Annotated in this window: 15 protein-coding genes; 3 read left to right on the top strand and 12 right to left on the bottom strand. The window is 41.7% G+C overall.

Annotated elements, in window-relative coordinates; translation table 11 throughout:
* The 9 genes from ACYIB7_RS10150 to ACYIB7_RS10110 all read right to left on the bottom strand — a co-directional run bounded on the left by ACYIB7_RS10150 (position 1) and on the right by ACYIB7_RS10110 (position 7,867).
* Positions 1-1,239 carry a glycosyltransferase gene (locus ACYIB7_RS10150; RefSeq protein WP_480336958.1) on the bottom strand — a complete coding sequence of 413 codons (1,239 nt, stop codon included), beginning with the start codon at positions 1,237-1,239 and terminating at the stop codon, positions 1-3.
* Positions 1,236-2,555, bottom strand: coding sequence for a UDP-2,3-diacetamido-2,3-dideoxy-alpha-D-glucuronate deacetylase VimE (gene vimE, locus ACYIB7_RS10145; RefSeq protein WP_103982231.1), 1,320 nt, complete (start codon positions 2,553-2,555; stop codon positions 1,236-1,238). The genes ACYIB7_RS10150 and vimE overlap by 4 nt, the downstream gene beginning before the upstream one ends.
* A gap of 3 nt (positions 2,556-2,558) precedes the next feature.
* Complete coding sequence (locus ACYIB7_RS10140) at positions 2,559-3,518, bottom strand: GNAT family N-acetyltransferase (RefSeq protein ID WP_480336956.1); 960 nt, start codon at positions 3,516-3,518, stop codon at positions 2,559-2,561.
* Between the two features lie 6 nt (positions 3,519-3,524).
* Complete coding sequence (gene recA / locus ACYIB7_RS10135; RefSeq protein WP_262497695.1) at positions 3,525-4,598, bottom strand: recombinase RecA; 1,074 nt, start codon at positions 4,596-4,598, stop codon at positions 3,525-3,527.
* A gap of 3 nt (positions 4,599-4,601) precedes the next feature.
* Positions 4,602-5,063, bottom strand: a complete 462-nt coding sequence (bcp, locus tag ACYIB7_RS10130) for a thioredoxin-dependent thiol peroxidase (protein WP_103982229.1) — start codon at positions 5,061-5,063, stop codon at positions 4,602-4,604.
* 8 nt (positions 5,064-5,071) lie between these two features.
* Entirely contained in the window at positions 5,072-5,911 is an 840-nt protein-coding gene (locus tag ACYIB7_RS10125; protein ID WP_480336954.1) for a class I SAM-dependent methyltransferase, read from the bottom strand.
* Between the two features lie 2 nt (positions 5,912-5,913).
* On the bottom strand, positions 5,914-7,110 hold the full coding sequence (locus tag ACYIB7_RS10120) for a saccharopine dehydrogenase family protein (protein ID WP_099465074.1): 1,197 nt from the start codon (positions 7,108-7,110) through the stop codon (positions 5,914-5,916).
* 84 nt (positions 7,111-7,194) lie between these two features.
* A complete protein-coding gene (locus tag ACYIB7_RS10115; protein WP_103982227.1) occupies positions 7,195-7,590 on the bottom strand; it encodes a HepT-like ribonuclease domain-containing protein in 396 nt (131 codons plus the stop codon).
* Positions 7,568-7,867 (bottom strand): nucleotidyltransferase family protein, encoded by a 300-nt coding sequence (locus ACYIB7_RS10110; RefSeq protein WP_103982319.1) that lies wholly within the window; start codon positions 7,865-7,867, stop codon positions 7,568-7,570. The genes ACYIB7_RS10115 and ACYIB7_RS10110 overlap by 23 nt, the downstream gene beginning before the upstream one ends.
* A gap of 366 nt (positions 7,868-8,233) precedes the next feature.
* Between ACYIB7_RS10110 and ACYIB7_RS10105 the strand changes: the two genes are divergently transcribed.
* Genes ACYIB7_RS10105 through ACYIB7_RS10095 form a run of 3 tightly spaced genes read left to right on the top strand, consistent with a single transcriptional unit; the run spans position 8,234 to position 11,678 of the window.
* A complete protein-coding gene (locus ACYIB7_RS10105; RefSeq protein WP_103982226.1) occupies positions 8,234-9,256 on the top strand; it encodes a DUF1848 domain-containing protein in 1,023 nt (340 codons plus the stop codon).
* A 17-nt stretch (positions 9,257-9,273) separates the two neighbouring features.
* Positions 9,274-10,497, top strand: a complete 1,224-nt coding sequence (locus tag ACYIB7_RS10100) for a tetratricopeptide repeat protein (protein WP_480336951.1) — start codon at positions 9,274-9,276, stop codon at positions 10,495-10,497.
* Positions 10,494-11,678, top strand: coding sequence for a THUMP-like domain-containing protein (locus ACYIB7_RS10095; RefSeq protein ID WP_103982224.1), 1,185 nt, complete (start codon positions 10,494-10,496; stop codon positions 11,676-11,678). Before ACYIB7_RS10100 ends, ACYIB7_RS10095 begins: the two co-directional genes overlap by 4 nt.
* Before the next feature lie 56 nt (positions 11,679-11,734).
* Here ACYIB7_RS10095 and ACYIB7_RS10090 read toward each other — a convergent pair whose 3' ends face one another.
* The 3 genes from ACYIB7_RS10090 to ACYIB7_RS10080 form a co-directional block, all read right to left on the bottom strand.
* Complete coding sequence (locus ACYIB7_RS10090) at positions 11,735-12,565, bottom strand: hypothetical protein (RefSeq protein ID WP_103982223.1); 831 nt, start codon at positions 12,563-12,565, stop codon at positions 11,735-11,737.
* Positions 12,566-12,598: 33 nt separating this feature from the next.
* Positions 12,599-15,523 (bottom strand): ATP-binding cassette domain-containing protein, encoded by a 2,925-nt coding sequence (locus ACYIB7_RS10085; RefSeq protein ID WP_480336949.1) that lies wholly within the window; start codon positions 15,521-15,523, stop codon positions 12,599-12,601.
* 125 nt (positions 15,524-15,648) lie between these two features.
* The gene (locus ACYIB7_RS10080) at positions 15,649-17,319 is read right to left on the bottom strand and encodes a putative transporter (protein WP_103982221.1); all 1,671 of its coding nucleotides are present in this window, start codon (positions 17,317-17,319) and stop codon (positions 15,649-15,651) included.
* Positions 17,320-17,356: the final 37 nt, after the last annotated feature.

Genomic DNA, 17,356 nt, shown 5'->3' with positions numbered 1-17,356 from the left:
TTATCTTTTAATTTGCTTAAACAATTCCATAAACTGTTCAGCTTGTTTGCAACGGGAAAAAACCGATAGTGCTTCTCTGTTTATGAGAGAAGTCGTATAACCTTTCTTTTTCCATTCGTCATAATGGTATTGTAGAAATGCATATACTTCTTCAGATGTTTTTGCTGCAATACCGGCATGTACTTTGTTGATGGTTTCTTCCAGATAGCTTTCATCGCTACGGACGCATAAAACGGGTTTTTCTACGGCAAATGCTTCGAAAAGCTTTGTTGTCATAATGCCTTTTGGCCCTTTGGCCGATGCTTTGTTGGCTAATTGCAATAATACGGAGCTGTTGTTTAGTATGTCCGGAATTTCCGAAGCCGGAACGTAGCCATGATAATCCATGTATTGAATTACATCATGTTTTTTCGCTTCCTCTTCGATAATATTTTGAGAAGACTTATCAATATACCAGGAAACACGGAATGTTTCCGGACATATTGTATTTTCCCGGGATAATTTATTAATAGCTTCAAATAATAATTGGGGGTTGCGTATTGCTAAACTGAGTAAACGCCCGGTATAAGTGATACGAAACTGTGTTGTGTGTACTTGTTTGGGAAAGAATATCTCCGGATCATATCCATTATATATAAGCTTGACATTTTTGTTGAATTGCTTCATTCTCTCTACATGCCAGGGTGAAACTGTTGTGATATAATCCGCTGCATGGAGGGCTATGTTTCTTCTTTTTAACAGATGCCAGCGATAGAGACGGGTTATTTGTTTATCCAGCCAGTTAAATGTGTGAAAAGAGCGGGATATGTATTCGTTTGAGGCATACTGTTCTATGATGTCTCGCGTGTCTGCTATAAAAGGAATATTATACAGGCTTGCCACTTTTTGAGCAGCCGGCAGAGGAAATGTGCGGTATGCGCTGCATAATACTCCGTCATATTTATCTTTGCTGAGTAATTCGCGGGCTACTTTTATCATTTTGCATTCTTTATAATGGAAACAAACATCCATGATAAAAATAAATAACCATTCTAGTTGCTTAATTAATTTATTACTTGCATGATAATAACGGACATAAGTAACCTCCGTATTTCCTGCCAGAAATTCAAATGTATTATCCGGAATATATTCAGTTATTACAACCGGTTCCCAACCATTGCGTTTCATGTATTTGCATAAATAACCCATCCTGGGTGCAAAGGCCGGAGGAAACATATCACAGAATATTAATATTTTCATATTCTTTTTAATTCTTCTGTAAGCGTATGATAAAGTTCTTTTTGCCAGTTTACCGTCACTGGTTTTTTCTGATGGGTTGAAATGGTATCATTGTGCCAGAGCAATACCAGTTCTCCGTTAGCCTGCCGGACTTGTTCTATGATTTGCAGGCAATAGGCCAATGCCTCTTCATAGCTCATCCCCATATATTGCGGTTCACTCAAGCTGCAATCCATAATACTTAGCGGATGAAGCGTGAGCGAAGATATGCGCTTATTGATCGGATTGATCCATGATACCGGACGGCAGGTCCCTAAACGGAAACCGGCTACATCTGCATAGCCTATGGTAAAGTCGTCCGTTATTCCGGTTCTTTCCAACCAGTCCAGGTCTTCCGGTTCTCGTGCATTAAGAAAGTGATGCCTGTTGTAGAAAATAGCCTCACCTGTAGCTCTCTTTAATAGTTCTTGCTCCCGCCGGATAAGTGAAGGTTTTATGCCGGCTTCATAGCTGCTGTGTAAGCCTATTTGGGCTTCTTTGGCTTGACATAATTTAAATAATTCTTTTATATCCTTCGAGAAAAGACAATAGTTGGGCTTATCATATATTGTTTTTCCTCCGGCTTTGAAGAAGTAAACGGATTCACATTGTGTTTTTCCAACGCTGTCTTGTACGCTTGCATCCCTTTCCAGTAGCCAGGGGAAAGTATAATACGGATCGGATGTTAAAGGTGCATGTACGTATTTGCATGCTTTCAAAAATCCGTCACCTTTTATGGTTTCACGCATAAAGCTGTGTAATGTGCGGCAGAAAAATGGGACATCCACGTCATGCGTAAGCCATATTTTATTGATACAGGCTTCCGGTTCCGGCACTTTGATGTAGGTCTGGCGTAACCATTGACGGAGGAGCTTTCCGTATTCATCCACAATAGGACGATGAATAAAACCTGCTTTGCAGGGAATTGATTCCTTACCGGGAAAACGCCCGTGAGCATCCCGTATATTTCTTTTCCTTATTTCTTCATAACGCGTAAGAAGAAAATAGGCGCTGGCTACAATATCTGCATGAACAACCCATGTTTCGCCATACCATTCCGTTTTGGATGATCCGAAAAGTAAAGGAACTCCTTCTATTTCTTGTAACGGAAAGGATGGCATAGATGCCTGGGTTCCGTAAACGTCTTCATTGAAAAACGGCGAAGGAATAATTACAACCTTATAATGATGGAACTTATTGCGATCGGAGGTATAACCTACCAGGCTACCAAACGTTTCCGCTTGATTACCACCGATCATAAAGCTGATTATATATTCTATCTCCGGACTTTTAACCATGGCTTACCGTTTTATTATCCGTCCCAGCTTTAGCCAGGCTCTATATAATAAACTTAATTTTCCCTTGGTTATTGTGAAGAATGGCATTTGAATGGCACCAAATTCCCGGAAGAAACGTTCTACACCGGGTAGCATAGAACCTTCAAAGTCAAACCTTGTGCTGTATAATGATGTATAACGTATACATTCCCAGAGTATCAGACTGTGGGCGCCTGATTCCCGTAAGTCAGGATTACCTCCTCCGGCAATGTAGTAAGCCGAATTATTCTGCCATACAACAAAGGCTGCTGCATGCAGTTGACCGCTTTCATCGTATCCGCCCCAGATATCTCCTTGTTCTCTATCTCTGCAAACGGAAATTAAATCCATCAAGACTTCTTTATCTACCGGATTTGAGGTTTGCTGCCGTTGAAATGTCATATCCTGTACCTTCAGAAACTCTTCGGCCGGTATTCCTTTTTTGACGGTAATTTGGTGTTTATCCTTTGCTTTCTGGATATTCCTCCGGGTGTTTGCACTCATGTTATCCCATATCTTATCTAAATCGGCCAGATCAGATAGGAGATAGGTGTATCTTGTTGTTTGTTTATAACCATCCCAATAAAAAGGAAGCCAGTCAGTTATTTCATAATTAAAATTCTGAAGAAAATGAGGATAAGCCTTCAGTGCTTCTGTAAATGTTTTGCATAGAGTTTGGCGTCTCCCTAACTCGGTTGTGTATTTGGTATCTTCGGATGCCTTAGCAAACCAGGGCCCCATTGTTTGTGTATAGGGAGGCATGGAAATGATGCCACGATGAGGAATATAAAGGGGCAGTGCTGCCTGCATCCGCCCCTTTTGTTCTATTAATAAGACATCCCAGTTTGCTTCTCCACAGACAGCATCCAGCCACCAATCCCGTGAAAAGATGGGGATGTTTTTCTCTGTGGTACAGAGCAGACGGTATTTGTCTTTATTCGTCACCTGTTATTAGTTTTTATCCTTTAACGCATTAAATATCAAACCGGACAGTTCTTCCGCCAATTCTGGATTATCGGAAACGCATTGCTTGGCAGCATCGCGTCCTTGTCCCAACTTGGTGTCTCCGTAACTATACCATGCACCGCTTTTCTTAATGATGTTCAGTTCTGCGCCCAAATCAATGATTTCGCCAGAACGTGAGATTCCCTCACCGAACATGATGTCGAACTCTGCTTTGCGGAATGGAGGCGCAACTTTGTTTTTTACTACTTTTACACGAACCTGGTTACCTTTTACTTCATCACCGTCTTTTAATTTGCCAATGCTCCGGATATCCAGACGTACGGATGCGTAGAACTTTAATGCGTTACCACCTGTAGTTGTTTCCGGGTTACCAAACATAACGCCTATCTTATCACGCAACTGGTTAATGAAGATACATGTCGTATTTGTTTTGCTGATAGCTCCGGTTAGCTTACGCAAAGCCTGAGACATCAAACGTGCCTGCAATCCCATCTTGCTGTCACCCATATCGCCTTCCAGCTCTGCTTTAGGTGTAAGAGCGGCAACAGAGTCTATTACTACAATATCTACGGCAGACGAACGAATCAGTTGTTCGGCAATTTCCAATGCCTGCTCTCCATTGTCCGGTTGAGAAATCCAGAGATTTTCTACATCAACCCCTAATTTCTCAGCATAAAAACGATCGAAAGCATGTTCGGCATCAATAAACGCAGCAATACCGCCTGCTTTTTGTGCTTCGGCAATGGCGTGGATTGCTAAAGTGGTTTTACCAGAAGATTCCGGGCCATATATTTCAATAACACGTCCTTTCGGATAACCACCTACGCCCAGGGCTGCATCTAAAGCAATAGAACCGGTTGGTATTACTTCTACGTTTTCAATACTTTCTTCGCCTAACTTCATGATAGAACCTTTACCAAAGTTCTTTTCAATCTTATCCATTGCTGCACGAAGCGCTTTTAACTTGTCTGCATTAGGAGCCGCTTTTCCGGCAGCATTCTGTTTCTTCTCAAAATCAATCTGAGTTTCCTTTTCTTTGTCTTGTTCTTCTTTTGCCATCCCTTATTTAAGTTTAAGGATTTGATTTGCATGGTCTTTTGTTTGCACCTCCTTCGGTCCGATGATATTTGTCACCACTCCGTTTTCGTCGATAATGAAGGTAGTACGCAGTGTTCCCATGTATGAACGTCCGTACATTTTCTTTTCTGCCCATACACCGAACTGTTCTTGCAATGTGGTGTCGGTATCGGCTATCAGGCTGAAAGGCAAGTCCTGCTTTTCTATAAATCCCTGATGCGATTTTGCACTGTCTTTACTTACACCGATTACTTCGTATCCGGCAGCTTGTAAATCTTTATAACCGTCTCTCAGGCTGCATGCTTCGGCAGTGCAACCGGATGTGTTATCTTTCGGATAGAAATAGAGTGCCAGCTTCTTTCCTTTGAAATCGCTTAGTTTTAGTTCTTTTCCATTCTGATCTTTGCCCAGTATTTCGGGGGCTTTGTCTCCTATCTGTATAGCCATGTTTTATATTATTTTACGGTTAATATAATAACATCCTGAAAGTCCAGCGGGTTCGGTTCCACCCCCGACCAGTCTCCGTAATGGATTGCTTCGGCTTTCAGTCCGTTTTTGTCCAGCATTGCGGACAGATACGATTCGTCAAACGCTATATTCGCTTCTTTCACCTTTTTATCCATCAGGCTGTAACCTTTATGCCGGTGGCAGAAGTCAAATTTAGCCTTTCCTTCCTGCATCTGCTTTTCGATGGCCGGATTCAGCAGGAAGAAAGTTACCAGGCATTTTCCCTCCGGTTTCATTACCCTAGCTATCTGCCCTAAGTAATTGTCTACATCTTCCGGTATCATATGCGTGAATACAGAAGTCAGTACAATACAATCGAACAGCTTGTCCCTGTATGGAAAGACAAAGTGCTTCGCCTCATTGTCTGTTTGCAGGTTATATAAATCATTCTTCAGGTCGATATGCAGGAATCTGAAGTTAGGGAAACGGGATGAAATATGTTTATTACACCAATCTATTCCTTTTTTTACAATGTCAAATCCCTCGTATGACCCTTTTTTATTCAGATAGCCGGTAAGAGGTACGGCCAGGCGCCCTATGCCGCAACCAATATCGAGCACTTGTCCGTCCGGTTTCAATCCTGCGTATTTAATCAGCAGATCCATCAAATGGAGGCCTTGCTTTTTAAAGTCGCCCGATCCGATAAACACCATGCCTTTTGGGGGTATCATATCTTCCCGTTTACGCAAAATAGTATCGCATAAATCCACCGGATAGTAATAGATACGCCGTGCCGTCAGACGCATGGATGGTGTGAACGAATAATATAGTTTTCTTAGAACACTCATTCTTATAGTTCCAGATCAATATTGAATTGTTCGTGCCAAGGTAATCCTTGCTCATTCAGTTCCTTCATGAATGGATCCGGATTGAATTCTTCTACGTTCCATACGCCCGGCTTTTTCCACAGGCCTTGCATAAACAATTTGGCTCCGATCATAGCCGGTACGCCGGTAGTGTAGCTTACGCCTTGTGCGCCTGTTTCTTTGTAGGCGGCTTCGTGGCTGCAGTTATTATATACGTAGTAGGTAATCTCGTTGCCGTCTTTACCGATACCGCGAATACGGCAACCGATAGAAGTCTGTCCTGTATAATTTTCTCCCAAATCTCCAGGATTAGGCAATACGGCTTTCAGGAACTGAATAGGAACGATCTCCACACCGTTATACAAGATTGGTTTTATACTATCCATGCCGATATTCTGTATCACGCGCAGGTGGGTAAGATATTCCTGTCCGAAGGTCATCCAGAAGCGGGCGCGTTTGATAGTAGGGAAGTTCTTAACCAGACTTTCCAGTTCTTCGTGATACATCAGGTATGATTCCTTGGGTCCTACTTCCGGATAATTTAATGCCTTATGCACGGATAACGGATCTGTTTCTTTCCATTCTCCGTTTTCGTAGAACTTACCACGCTGGGTAATTTCGCGGATATTGATCTCCGGATTGAAGTTAGTGGCAAATGCCTTGTGATGATCTCCGGCATTGCAGTCTACTATATCCAGATATTGCATTTCTTTGAAATGATGCTTGGCTGCGTAAGCTGTATATACGCCTGTCACGCCCGGATCGAAACCGCATCCCAGAATAGCGGTCAGGCCAGCTTCTTCAAAGCGTTTCTTATAAGCCCATTGCCAGCTGTATTCATATTTAGCCTCATCCAGCGGTTCGTAGTTGGCCGTGTCGAGGTAGCTGACGCCGTAAGCCAGACAAGCATCCATGATGGAGAGGTCTTGGTAAGGCAGCGCCAGGTTTACAACCAAATCAGGTTTGAAGGAGTTGAACAGGGCAACGAGTTCTTCCACGTTGTCTGCATCCACTTGTGCTGTCTGTACCTTTACATTTTTAATATCTGCAGCAATCTTGTCGCATTTACTTTTCGTACGGCTTGCTACCATAATGTCGGTAAAGACATCTGCATTCATCGCTATTTTCTTAACAGCAACGGTACTTACGCCTCCAGCACCAATAACTAATACTCTTCCCATTTACTTAAATAGAATTAAACTTGATTGTTAATATATATACAGTTTACCGGTCGTAAACCAAAGGACAAATATACAATATTATATTTAGATATTTGCAGTAGAATTATCAGAAATGATTTGCCGTATCGTTCTTTGAAGTACGGGAATGTCTTGCTTAATGCTCTCGAAAATAACTTCGGCATCAATTTCAAAATAGTGGTGAGAAATGATGTCTCTCATTCTCATAATGCTTTTCCAGTTTATTTCAGGATATTGTATTAATAATTTCTGTTCGGTTATTTTATCGAGGTTCTTAACCATTTCACCTATAACCTGAAGGCGCATGCAAACGCTGTCCAGTAAATCTATACCTGAAGGTGTTTCCAGAAAGTCGTTAACAGAGCTGAGGGAAGATGTACGTCTTAGAACATGATTGATGGATATATCGATGTTATTCAATGTATCGATAACCCATTCTTTATTGTATTGCAATTCCTTCATCTTGTATTTCTTTTAGCAATAATTTATTCATCTTATCTCTGATGCGTACAAGATCTACAGGGCGTTCCAGCAGTCTTTCCAAGTCATTTTGGATTTGACCTATAATTGATAGAGTAGGAGTATTATCTGCCTGGTAATAAATATCTACATCGCTCCCTTCTTTTTGTTCTCCTCGTGCTACGGATCCAAATATTCCCATGTGCGAAATGCCGTACTTGCCTGCATTTTGCTGCATGTATTCTTTCAGGATGGATATATATTCGGCTGTCGTTTTCATCTTCAAAATAAGCTGATGTACAGATACAAATATCCAAACTATTTTTGGAATTACCAAATAGTTCAGGTTCTTATTCGATAGGTTCTATGGTTATATCAGAAATGATTTGCCGTATCGTTCTTTGAAGTACGGGAATGTCTTGCTTGGTCAGTCAACTCTCTTCCTGGTTTATTAAATGTCTTAAAAGTTTTATTAGGACGAAACAAAAGTTTCTCCCTGATGAAACAAAAGTTTTGTCCGGGGAAAACATATCTGGGGGAATGAAAAAGATATACGGCTTTACTAACTTGAAGGCAAATAAATAGCGTACAAAAGTAATAAAAAGATTACTTTTGTATTTACAACTGTTGTAATGACCAGGATAGGATGGCATGGAATAAGGTGAAAATAAGATTGGAGAATGGGGAAACGGCGGATGCGCTGGCTCCCGTAATCGTGTCTGCCAGCCGGGCGACAGATATTCCGGCTTTTTACACGGATTGGTTCTTCAGTCGTTTGCAAAAGGGATATTCCGCCTGGATGAATCCATTCAATGGCGTACGGTCGTACGTGTCTTACCGGGACGTGCGGGTAATTGTTTTCTGGTCGAAGAACCCGGCTCCGTTGTTGCCGTATCTGGAGGAATTAAGACGGAGAGGCATACATTGTTACATACAGTTCACCTTAAATAATTATGAAGGAAGCGGCTTGGAACCTCATTTGCCTTCACTGGAAGAACGTATTGCCACGTTTCGCAGTTTGACGGATGTGCTGGGAAAAGGAAAAGTGATCTGGCGTTTTGATCCATTGGTTTTATCCGACCGGATGGATGTAGATGATTTGTTGGAGCGTGTACGCGTGGTTGGCAACCAATTGCATGGATATACTGACAAGCTGGTGTTTAGTTATGCCGATATTTCGGTCTACCGGAAAGTCGCGGCCAATCTGGATCGTGAGGGCTTTCTCTACCGCGAATTTACCGAAGCGGATATGCTTTGTTTTGCCAAAGGCGTTCATCTTCTGAATGAAAAGTGGAACTATGATGTGGCTACCTGTGCAGAAGAAATATCTTTGGAAGAAGATTATGATATATATCAGAATAAGTGTGTAGACGATGATCTGATGATTCGCTACTTCTCGGAGGATAAAGTGTTGATGGAGCATTTGGGGGTGGAGTGTATTCCGGGCGATCTGTTTCATCCGGAGGATATAATACGAAAAACAAGAGACAATAAAGATAAAGGACAACGCCTGCATTGCGGGTGTATTACCAGTAAAGATATCGGAGAGTATAATACCTGTCCGCATCTTTGTGCCTACTGCTATGCTAACAGTTCGAAGGAGAAGGCGCTGGCAAACTGGCGTTGTCATCAGCAAAATCCGTATTCGGAAACGATTACCGGACGTTAAACGCAAATGAGAGGGACATGGATGCACAATTGCTATTGGAAGAGAATACGGTTTATGCCTATATGCTGCGAACGATAGGCAGACCTACTTTTGACAAGGTTCGCCAGTTGGTGGTGGATTTTGTAGGCAAACTGAGCGAAGAAGATAAGGCTGATCTTTACAGACGTCTGGGGAACGGACGAGATATGCTCGGCTCGGAAATACTTCTTGCCTATTATCTTTATTCGTATGGAAAGATGCATCTGGCAAAACTGAACTACGCCTTTGATCAGCTACCTCCCATATTCTGGAAAAATAAGGTGGATATTGTAGCTTGGGGATGCGGACAGGGACTGGAAGTAATGGCTTATGCCGATTACTTGCAATTGAATGGGCTTGCGGCAAACGTTACTTCAATAACTTTGATAGAACCATCGGAACTTTCTTTGAAGCGGGCAGCTTTGCATGCACGTCTCTTTTTTCCGGATGCAGAGGTTCGGACGGTTTGTAAATATATAGAAGATTTATGCAAAGAAGACTTCCCCGAAAGACAGACAAGCCTTCATCTGTTTTCAAATATTCTGGACATAGAAGAGATAGATTTGTCTCAGTTGACGTGTCTTATAAAGTCCATCCGGCAGGGAGGAGACTACTATGTTTGTGTAAGTCCTATATATAATAGTTGCGGCGGTGGAAGAGTGTGCGAAGATACATGTCGTTTGTCTTGCTTCGCAAAGGAACTGGATGTTGATCTTCTCGCAAGAAAATGCATTCGGGAGTTGGAATACGGCGGCACTAATCCATGTACTATGAATGTTCAGGTTCTTACCTGCGGTGCGATTTCTGCCGGGTTGCAGGAATTGATGTATAAGGCCAACACCGGAGACATGGATGCCCAATATGAATTAGGATTGACATACGATGCAGGGAAAGAAGTTGCTCAAAACTATATCCTGGCAGCTAAATGGTATAAAAAGGCAGCTATGCAGGGTGACAAGCGTGCTCAGTCTGTTCTGGGAGTTATGTATGAATATGGGCGGGGTGTTGCTGCGGATATGAACGAAGCTTTCCGTTTGTATAGTTTGTCTGCAGTTCAGGGTGATACGTGGGCTATGGGCAATCTGGCGGATATGTACGAATTTGGAAAAGGAGTGGAGAAAGATATGGACGAAGCCATACGTTTATATAAATTATCGGCGGCGGATGGATATGAATTTGCACAGAATGCACTGAAACGTCTGGAAGGAGAGGTTGCACAATGAAGTTGAATGAAAAACAGAAACAATTTATCCGGGAGCATGCGGCAGATGATCTGTCGCGCTTGTTGTTGTCTGCGTCTAAGTATTCCGCGCAGAATGTTCCCTTTTTGATAGAACAAATAGCAGCACGCAGACAGATACGTGAAAAGTTGCCTTCGTGGTATGAGAATGATGAATTGCTATTTCCTGCTCGGATAGCTGTCGAACAATGTTCGTCCGAGCTTACGGCTTCGTATAAACAAGAGCTGGTAGAAGCAAGTGAATGTTTGTGCGATTTAACAGGTGGATTAGGAATAGATAGTTATTTCTTCTCCCGGAAGGTGAAGAAACTTACCTATATAGAACGTTTTGCCGCCTACTGTGAGGTGGCAAAGCATAACTTTGAAGTATTGGGAGCCGATAATATAGAGGTTATTAATGCCGACATTGCCGAATATTTATTGCAATTGCCTCCGGCGGATGTCTTTTATATCGACCCTGCCCGGCGTGGAGAGAGTAATAAGCGGGTGTTTGCCTTGCCCGATTGCGAGCCTGATTTGCCAAAGTTGTTGCCGTCCTTGCTTGAACGTGCTCCGAAGGTGATTGCCAAACTGTCTCCTATGGCGGATATTCAGTTTACGTTGGATTTGCTTCCCGGAACTACAGAAGTGCATGTTATTTCAGTAAAGAATGAATGCAAAGAGTTGCTTTTTGTAGTGGAGAGAGAAAATAAAAAGGATAGTCCGCAGATCGTTTGTGTAAATTTTGCAGGTAGCGGACGGAAAGAATTGTTCTCATATGCGTGGCATGACGAGCGGGGTGTGAACCTGTATCAGGCGGATCGGGTAAAGCACTATTTATATGAACCGAATGCCTCGATACTGAAAGCTGGTGCGTTCCGGATGACAGCTTTCCGCTTTGGACTGGAGAAGCTGCATGCAAGTAGCCATTTATATACGTCGGATAACCTTAGGGACGATTTCCCCGGCCGCCGTTTTGTGGTGGATGAGGTGATACCGTTCAGTAATAAACAATGTAAGGCGCTGTCTAAAACGATCCCGCAAGCCAATATCACAGTGCGCAATTTCCCTCTATCCGTAGCCGAACTCCGTATGCGGACAAAAATAGCCGATGGCGGTGAGGTCTATCTTTTTGCCACTACGCTGGCGGACGGCGTAAAGGTGTTGGTAAAGTGCCGTAAATAAAGAAAGCCGGCTGAATCTCAACCGGCTTCCCTGATATTGTGTAATTAGCTATTGACTTACTTCAATAAGTTGGTACGCATAGCTTCGATGTCTTTTTGAGCGGCACGAGCAGCATTTACAGAAACTACCATTTCTTTCAGCGGAGCAATAGTTTCACCCAGTTGGCTCAAATCAGGATAATACTTAGATAAATCGCCTACAATCTGCTGTAGTGTATCCAGACGTTTGATCATATTGTCGCTTAAACCTGCAGAGATAGCGTCGCCCTTTACAACTAAGCCCGGATTAGCTAATAAATAAGCATATTCAACCGACATTCCGCCTAATAGTTCGATTTCGATGTCTGCTTTGTCGTTTTCCATCATAGCATCGATCAGTTTATCTTCCTGAGCCTTCATAAAAGCATTAACTTCTTCCTTGCTTGCATTGGCAGGAGCAGATTCTTTCATGATATCGATAACGAATGGAATATTCAGGTCTGTAGTCAGCTTTACTAAAACGTTTTCAACGTCAGTAGTCGGCTTTTTCATTGCTTTCAGAATATTCAGATCTGCAAAGTACATACCGCATGCGCGCGCTTTCTGAGCCTGTGTTGTCAGTTCTGAAGCTTTGCTTACGGGCAACATAAAATCTGTATTGGCAACAGATACCGTTACTTCTCCGGTTGCCAGTTTGTAAGCTAAATCAGATTCGGGCATGTCTTTAAGAAACTGGGAAACTTCTACTTTAAGTTCTTCGGTAAGCAGGTTTTTTGAGACTTCTCCGGCTATAACAGCCTCTTGTTCTGTCTGAGCTTCGGCTTCAGCTTTCTTTGCACTGCTATTACAAGAAGCCATTCCGAATAAAAATGCTGCCACGGTTAGCAGACTTACAAAACTCTTCTTCATAATGATATCAATTTAATAATTTTATATATGTCTTTAATAGTCGTTGTTCTTGTTTAAATACTTGCCTGGAAACTCTGCGAAGATAGATATAATTACCAATAAACCAAAGATTACTAACATTAATAAATTAAACGAAAAAGTAGAAAACAGGATTCCGGCTACTTTTTTCTCATAGCTGTAGAATGGTGCGCGTCCCCAATTATTGTCAGGTTCCATGTATATTTGTCCTATTTTCGGATAAATTCTATGATGGGCTTCTTTGTAAAGCCGGTTGCTTGTTGTATTCAGTACCAGCTCTTCCAATGCTTCATTGTGATGCTCCTTTTTAAGGTTGGCGAACCAGTCGGCTCCTTTCTCATTAATAATTTCTCTTTGAACTTTACCTAATAAAGCGGTGAAATTGTCTGATCTTGTTTTCAATGCTTTTTCTGCTTTATTTAAATAGGCATTGTAGCTGTCTTTTGATGAATATGGTTCTATTCTGGCTGCTCGCCCTAGAACTAACAATTCGTTTTCAATGGTTTTTATCTTGTCTTTTTTTCCACTATCGGATAACTCTGTTTGTTGTACTAAATTTCTTACTTCCGGTAAATGGATGTTCTGATAATACTGTGAGATAAATTTCTCTTTTTCAATATAGAATAAGGATTGATTATACGCATTGTCGCAGAATTGCTCGACAGCCAATGCTTCAAATGCCCAGCGGGAAGGTATGATTTCTCCGATAAGCGGCACGATGTTGCGGTTGGCAGCCTGTTTACTTAAATCATCGAACTTAACGACTAGCCCGCATAACAATATTTGCGGGATAAGCAGAAGCGGGATCGTAATGTATATGGCTACAATTGTGTTTAGTGTTTGTGATAAGATTAATCCTGTCAGGTTTGCAAGGAAAGAGGTTGCCCACAGGATGATCCACCAGATAAAAAACATTTCCCATCCGATCCCAATCAGTGTATTTCCTACCAAAATAAACAAGAGACTTTGTATGGCAGATATACAGAACAGGAAAAACATCTTGGAAATGAGATAGCTTGGACGGCTTAACCGTAAGAAGCGTTCCCTTTTCAACAATGTCTTGTCTTTTATTATTTCTTCCGCACTAATACTCATTCCGATAAATGTGGCAACAATAACAGACATGAACAGGTAAGTTACCAAGTTTTTATTGGTAAGCAAAGTGTAGCCTTCATCTGTCTCGTAGCGGGTGAGCAAAGCTACAATTACGGCAAGCAACGGAGCTTCCAGCAAAGCAATGCATAAGTATTGCTTGTTTGTCAGTTTGGTTTTAATATTTCTTTCCAGGAAAATGAGAAATTGCTTCCAGGCGGACGGCTTTTGCTGTCTGTTTGGAGGTAAAGGCAGAACCTGGGGACTGTTGAATTCCGGTCTGGATGCTAAATAGAGTTCGTGCCATTCTTTTGCTGTCAGTTTGCGGATATTTGTTTGATTACCCGTGTCGTCGATCTTTTTGGCATCTATAATGTTCAGAATCAATTCGGGATTTACGTTACCGCATGTACTGCAGACACTGATGTCCTGGTCTGTGTAATTGGCAACTCGTTTAAAGTATGTGATGGCTTCAATCGGGTTTCCATCGTAAATAGGATAACCTCCTGTGTCGAGCAACCATAGACGGTCAAACAATTTATATATCTCTGACGATGGCTGATGGATGTTCACAACAACTAATCTCCCCCGGTGTGTCTGTTCTTTTAAAAGCATCATCACTTTTTCCGAATCGGAAGACGAAAGCCCGGATGTGGGTTCATCTAAATATAAGATTGCCGGTTCACGTATTAACTCCAATGCGATGTTTAACCGTTTCCGTTGTCCTCCGCTGATTGTTTTCCGTATAGGAGAGCCTACTTCCAATGATTTGATTTTCAATAAATCCAAATCATTGAGAATAGAGTTTACTTTTTCTTCTATCTTTTTGTCATTCAGATTGGCAAAACATAGCTTTGCCGTGTACCAGAGATTTTGGAATACGGTTAATTCTTCAATCAATAAATCATCCTGAGGCACAAAACCTATCAGTCGCTTACAATTCTCATCACTCAAAGGATGTCCGTTCAAACAGATAGAACCTTGCTGAGGAATGATGTTCCCGTTAAGGATACTGAGCAGGGTGGATTTGCCAACCCCACTTCCTCCCATAATGGCCACTAATTGTCCGGATTCGAGGTTGAATGAGAAATTATGCAATCCGTTTTCGCTGTTTTTAAAATGGAAATCAATATCGCGTCCGGCCAGCACGATACGTTCGTTATGTTCGTTTCGGTTGAATGCTTCTTGTACGTCGCTATAATAAACCGGAAGAAATAACGGACTTTTGATGACACTGCTTCGTTGCCAACTGTAGAATATGCCGGCAGTGGCAGGTATGTCATTCATAAATACCTGGCTGTTTCCATAATAGGTGAAAATCAGTCTGTCGAAACCGGATAACTGCAATACGCGTATTTCACCTTCCAACCCTTTACGCTGTATGTGATTGTCATTGTTAGAAAGCGGGTCATTGCTAATTGTCAGTATATAGGGTGAGTAACTACCGGTTACGAATGCGAGTAGCGTATCATATTCTTCTGAACTGATGTTGAATATCGAGGAGACCTTTCTGAAAACGGATAGATTATCGGCGAATCCTTCGCTGTTACTATGGGCAAATTCCATAAACCTGAGTAACAGCAATATTTGTTCTTCTGCCATTAACTTAGGTTTTAGTTGCGTGCATACATTAATAATTACATTTTCCTTATCGATATCAAAATCAGGATCATTATATACACTTTGCAACTCGTCGTATAATTCGATATATTCTTTGTGTGAACGGATTCCGAAATGGCTGGAAAGATAAGTGTGTACAGCTTGGCGTGCTTGTTCCGTCCCAATTCTTGCCAACGATGCAAAAATGGCAAACAGATTTAGTAGTCCGTTCAGTATTGTCTCATTCATTTAGGTAAATACTGTCATTTTATTTCAAAAGCATGTGCAAATATAGATGATATGTAAGAAATATTGCCAATAATCCTGATATATTTTTAATAAAAGATGAATGTCAAAGATCCAGATTACTACCGCTACGTAAATAACATGATGATAAGTTGTGCTGATATAACCCGTATAAACATGGACAGCGGATATACGGTAGCGTACGAAACAGATGGTTCGTCTCCTTCCACTGTCGTATTAGCATAACTCAATGCCATAGGGTTAGCCATGCTTCCGCAAAGCATACCTATATTATTGGCGTAATCTACTTTAAAAAATTGGGATGCAATGAAACCTACTATTAAAACAGGTACAATTGTGAGCATAAAACCTATTCCTATCCAGAGCAATCCTTCTGCCCGGAACACTGTTTCAAAGAAATGTGCTCCGGCATCAATACCTAGCCCCGCCAGATAAATGACGATACCGAATTGCCGCATCATTAAGTTGGCACTCTGGGTTGTATAAGTGGTTAAATGGAATCTGGGACCGAAAGCGCCCATAAGTATACCTACTATAATTGGTCCTCCTGCAATGCCTAGCTTTACAGGTGTGCTTATTCCCGGTATGGAAATAGGAAGGGAACCAAGTAATACACCGAGGAAGATTCCAACAAATACGGCAATAAGGTTTGGATTATCCAAGCGCTTAACCTCATCACCTAATATTTTCCCTACTGTATTTACAGCGTTGGCTTCGCCCACGATGGTTAGTTTATCACCAATTTGAAGGCGCAAATTAGAAGAGGCTAGCAAATCTATACCTGCACGATTGACACGGGTTATATTAATTCCATATAAATTGCGCAACCGTAAAGAACCGAGCTTAACTCCGTTTACCCGGTTTCGGGTTACTAAAATACGGCGTGAAATAAGCTGACTGTCTATAGCATTCCAATCAATATCCTCTTTGTTCCAGTCTACATTTTCCTGTTCTCCAAATAACGTTTTGATTGTTTCTACGTCTGATTTTACAGAGATGATCAGTAAATGATCGTGTTCTTTTAATTGGAAATCGGAAGTGGGGATACTTACTTTTCCATTTCTCCATACGCGGGAAATAACAAAGTGTTTTCCTGTTAGCTTCATTACTTCCAGAATGCTTTTGTTGTATATGGAAGGATTGCAGACTTGAAATTCGGCTACATAAGTAGTGGTATCTTTTGTTTCTTTATGTATGTTGTCCGATTGGTTGGCAAACATTTTTCGTAATATGATAATTGCCAGTATAACGCCGATGACTCCTAACGGATAAGCTACAGCGCATGCTAATGCCATATCGGTAACGCTTTTTGAATTGGAGGGATCAATTTGCAATAGAGCTTGTTGGGCTGCACCCAATGCGGGGGTGTTGGTCACAGCACCGGATAGTAGACCAACCATATTTGATAAAGATATACCGGTTACCCAATGTAATGCAAGAGTCAATAATATTCCCAGGAAGATAACGGCTATTCCCATCATATTGAGTTCCACTCCTCCTTTTTTCAGGGAAGAAAAGAAACCGGGGCCAACCTGTAATCCAAGTGTGTATACGAAAATAATTAATCCGAAATTCTGGGCGAACATCAACATGTCCTTATTTACCACGATACCGAAGTGTCCGGCCATAATTCCTGCAAAGAATACGAAAGTTATCCCCAGAGATATTCCGAAAATCTTTTGTCTTCCCAAATACAGACCAACGGCAGCAACAAGGGAGATTATTATGATCGCCTGAATCATTGTCGGTGCTAAAAAATCTTCAATCAACCAATTCATTCCTGTTCTGTGTTATTGATGGCCGCAAAGATAGGCG

The organism is Parabacteroides sp. KHUB-03 (assembly GCF_056640975.1).
This window is presented reverse-complemented; position numbering and strand designations above follow the sequence as displayed.